Below are 3,482 nucleotides of genomic sequence, written 5' to 3' on the forward strand. Positions count from 1 at the left end.
AAAAGATAGATCAAACTAGCAGACACAAGTAAATAAAACAACTAAACAAACTAAACCACTTTTGATTAATTACATCGTTATAATCTTTACAGGAAAGCTATTTATTTAAATGGGAGCAGCGTAAGTTGGGAGAAATATCTACAAGAGTAAAAGGTAACGATGGAAGAATGAATCTTCCCATATTAACTATTTCAGCTAAACACGGTTGGATGACACAATCAAAGCGGTTTTCGACTAATATCGCAGGGAAAGAGCAAAAGAAATATACCCTATTAAAAAAAGAACAACTGTCGTATAACCATGGTAATTCAAAAGCTGCTATTTATGGTACAGTTTTTAAATTAAGTGACTATGACGAAGCATTGGTGCCAAAGGTTTATCATAGTTTTCAAGTTGGCAATTTAAATGACGCCACATTTGTAGAACAATATTTTCACACCAAGAAAATAGATCGACAACTACGACGTTTTATTTCATCCACTGCAAGAATGGACGGACTTTTAAACATAACTTTCTCTGATTTTATGCATGTACAGTTCTTTATTCCAAAAATTAAAGAACAAAAAAACATTGCGCTACTTTTAATTAAAATAAATCACCTTATTTCTCTCCAGCAACGAAAATTGGACTTGTTGAAGAGACTCAAAAAGGGATTTTTGCAAAAAATGTTTGCCGGTTCAAAAAGTAAAAAGCCGTTAATTCGAATTCAAGGTTTTTCAGACAATTGGGAACTAAGTAATTTAGGAACATTGGCTCAGATTATTGGCGGTGGAACTCCTAATACAAAAAATCCTAAATATTGGAATGGATCTATTAATTGGTATGTGCCTGCAGAACTTTATAAAGGTGAAATATACACATCTCATAGTAGACGTACAATAACAGAACTAGGATTACAAAATTGTTCTGCTAAAGTACTTCCAGTTGGGACAGTATTATTTACTTCTCGTGCTGGTATTGGCAAAACAGCTATATTGTTGCGAGAAGCAACAACAAATCAAGGATTTCAATCAATTATTCCTAAAAAGGGTAAGCTTGATAGTTATTTTGCATTCTTACTCACAAATCAATTAAAAAGATATGGAGAAACACATGGAGCTGGGTCAACTTTTATAGAAATATCAGGAAAAGAATTATCAAAAGCGCCCATAAAGTTACCCTCGATTAAAGAGCAGGAACGAATTTCTCAATTCAACCAAAGAATAGACCATATTGTTTCATACCAACAGATAAGGATAAATGGTTTTAATGTAATCAAGAAATTCTTCCTCCAGCAAATGTTCATCTAAGCAAATATTTATCTAAAAGTAAACGACACCAGCGTAATTCACTGATGCCGCTATTTCTATAGTTGCGAAAGGTGATGCAAGATTTTATCACTATCCTTGTTCTTCAGCTCTTCAATAATGTGAAGATATGTTTCCTGCGTAGTGGTGGTATTAGCATGGCCAAGTCTTTGAGCCACACTAGCAATCGAGACACCATCATACAGTAATAGTGATGCGTGAGTGTGGCGCAATCCATGAATGGAAATAACCGGAATATCCAATTTATAACAATACTTTTCTAAAAGATTGTTTACTGTCGAATTAAATACTCGCTGTTTATGTGGCACAAATATTGGCCAACTCTTTTCTTTTTTCTCAACCAAGGCTCTAAACTGATTCATTAGCTTCCAGTCTGTAATCACAGAACGATTAGATGATTCATTTTTTGTTGGCTGAAAATGGCCTACCTTTTCCTTATAGTTCCATGACTTATTGATAACGATTAATTGCTTTTCAAAATCAAAATCTTGAGGAGTCAAGGCTAACGCTTCAGCAAAACGCAGGCCTGTTTTTGCTACTAACAAAATAAACCAATCCCAGTTAATCTCTTGTTCTAGATGAAGATGATTGAGTAACAAACGTAATTCATAGAGATTCAAAAACTTACTTTTCTTGTGGTGCTGAGTACAGCCCTTAATAATGGCACGTCTGGTTGGGTCTCGTTCTAAATCACCATTATCCAATGCGTCCACTAGTGCAGCTTTGAGATGATGGTGAAAATCGAGGGTGGTTTGTTTTTCATGGGTTTCAGAATAACGGTTTAACAGCTCCTGGTATGTTTGTCGATTTAGCTCATTCATGTGTAAGGCTGGTGCTAATACTCGCAACTTTCGATACGTCAAATAGTATTTATCTAGGGTTACTGGTCTCACTGCGCCATCCTTGTAAAGATGAATCCAATTAAGATAGTACTTATAAAACAGTTTTGTGCTACGATACTTTCTTGGCATAATAAAACCTCCAACAGATAATTTTGTGTATAGAAACACGCCCATATTATTTGTTGGAGGTTAATTTAGTTGCAATGTTTTAGATGAACATTTGTTGGAGAAAAAATTTTTTAATCTTACTGAGTTGTCTGAGTTTCACTTGTTGATCCTCAATAAGTTTATTCAAATTTTCAAAAAGATTACCTACCTTTTCTTGTTCATTTGAATCGGGAATAATTAATTGCAACTCAGTTAACATTCCCATAACAATATAGGGAATATTTCCTGTTCTCGATTCTTGTTGAATTTTTCTTGGTAATTTATGTCCTACTTCATAAAATATGAAAATTCGATTAGCTAACAATTTGGACAATACATATGTTCGTTGATATGCATTAAATTGTCCATCCGCTAAATGCATATAACCAACAGTTGCACCGTTACCAGCTATTGTTATTGCCGGACCCACAAAAGCAGGAATATCAATATGATACTTCTTAATACCAGAAGTATAAAAATCATATTTTCCATTTGGAACCATAGCATTAGCATCTAACTTACCAGTTTGTATAGTGGCTATTTCTCCTAAATTTTTATATGTCCATACATTAGTAAATTTTCTAAAACGAACTTGTGGGAGCTTATTAGGCTTATTTACAAGCATATTTTCAAGAAAGTTTTTTTGTATCTTTTCTAATAAGCTCAATTTTCGTTGCTGGAGATTGATAGTCGCTTGCAATGTTTTGAATATTTTACTAATCTTCTTTTGTTCTAATTGATTAGGAATATTAACCGTAAATTTACTCATATCCGAAGCTAAAATATGACTGATAGTATTACCAGTTGCTAAAACTTTTATTTTATTTCTGGCGATCTCGCTTTGAAAATAATTATTCAAATAGTCAGATAAAAATGGTGTTTTAGGTTTACGAAACATTATTAGAGCGTGAGCCGCACTATTATTGTACTGTTGTGTAATTACTGCTGTATCACCTACGTGACCAGACTGTACCATAACTAAGTCACCAGTGTGAAGATATTTACCAAATTGTTTCCTATAAAAATTATCATTGATAAATACTTCATGGTTATGATTAATCTGTCCGTCTTTTATATTATTAGACTCTAAATAAAAGTGACCATTTTTAACATAATAAGGAGAGGCAGTTCCAACAAAAGCATTTCCTATTTTATCGTATTCCTTCTTTAACTTACGCTGCTCCCA

General features: G+C 33.4%; 3 protein-coding genes. 1 reads left to right on the forward strand and 2 read right to left on the reverse strand.

Going from position 1 to position 3,482, the window contains the following annotated elements:
* Nucleotides 1-125 precede the first annotated feature (125 nt).
* Nucleotides 126-1,289, forward strand: a complete 1,164-nt coding sequence (locus tag C1710_RS08055; RefSeq protein WP_146002392.1) for a restriction endonuclease subunit S — start codon at nucleotides 126-128, stop codon at nucleotides 1,287-1,289.
* A gap of 56 nt (nucleotides 1,290-1,345) precedes the next feature.
* Here the strand turns inward: C1710_RS08055 and C1710_RS08060 are convergent, their stop codons facing one another.
* On the reverse strand, nucleotides 1,346-2,278 hold the full coding sequence (locus C1710_RS08060) for a site-specific integrase (protein ID WP_102281903.1): 933 nt from the start codon (nucleotides 2,276-2,278) through the stop codon (nucleotides 1,346-1,348).
* 79 nt (nucleotides 2,279-2,357) lie between these two features.
* Nucleotides 2,358-3,482: restriction endonuclease subunit S (locus C1710_RS08400; protein ID WP_102281904.1), on the reverse strand; the 1,125-nt coding region annotated here is incomplete at its 5' end.

The organism is [Lactobacillus] timonensis (assembly GCF_900240275.1).
GTDB classification, from domain to species: domain Bacteria; phylum Bacillota; class Bacilli; order Lactobacillales; family Lactobacillaceae; genus Limosilactobacillus; species Limosilactobacillus timonensis.

Excerpts from the sequence above, each read along its gene's own strand:
- C1710_RS08060 (WP_102281903.1), bottom strand. The coding sequence starts at position 2,278 with ATGCCAAGAAAGTATCGTAGCACAAAACTGTTTTATAAGTACTATCTT.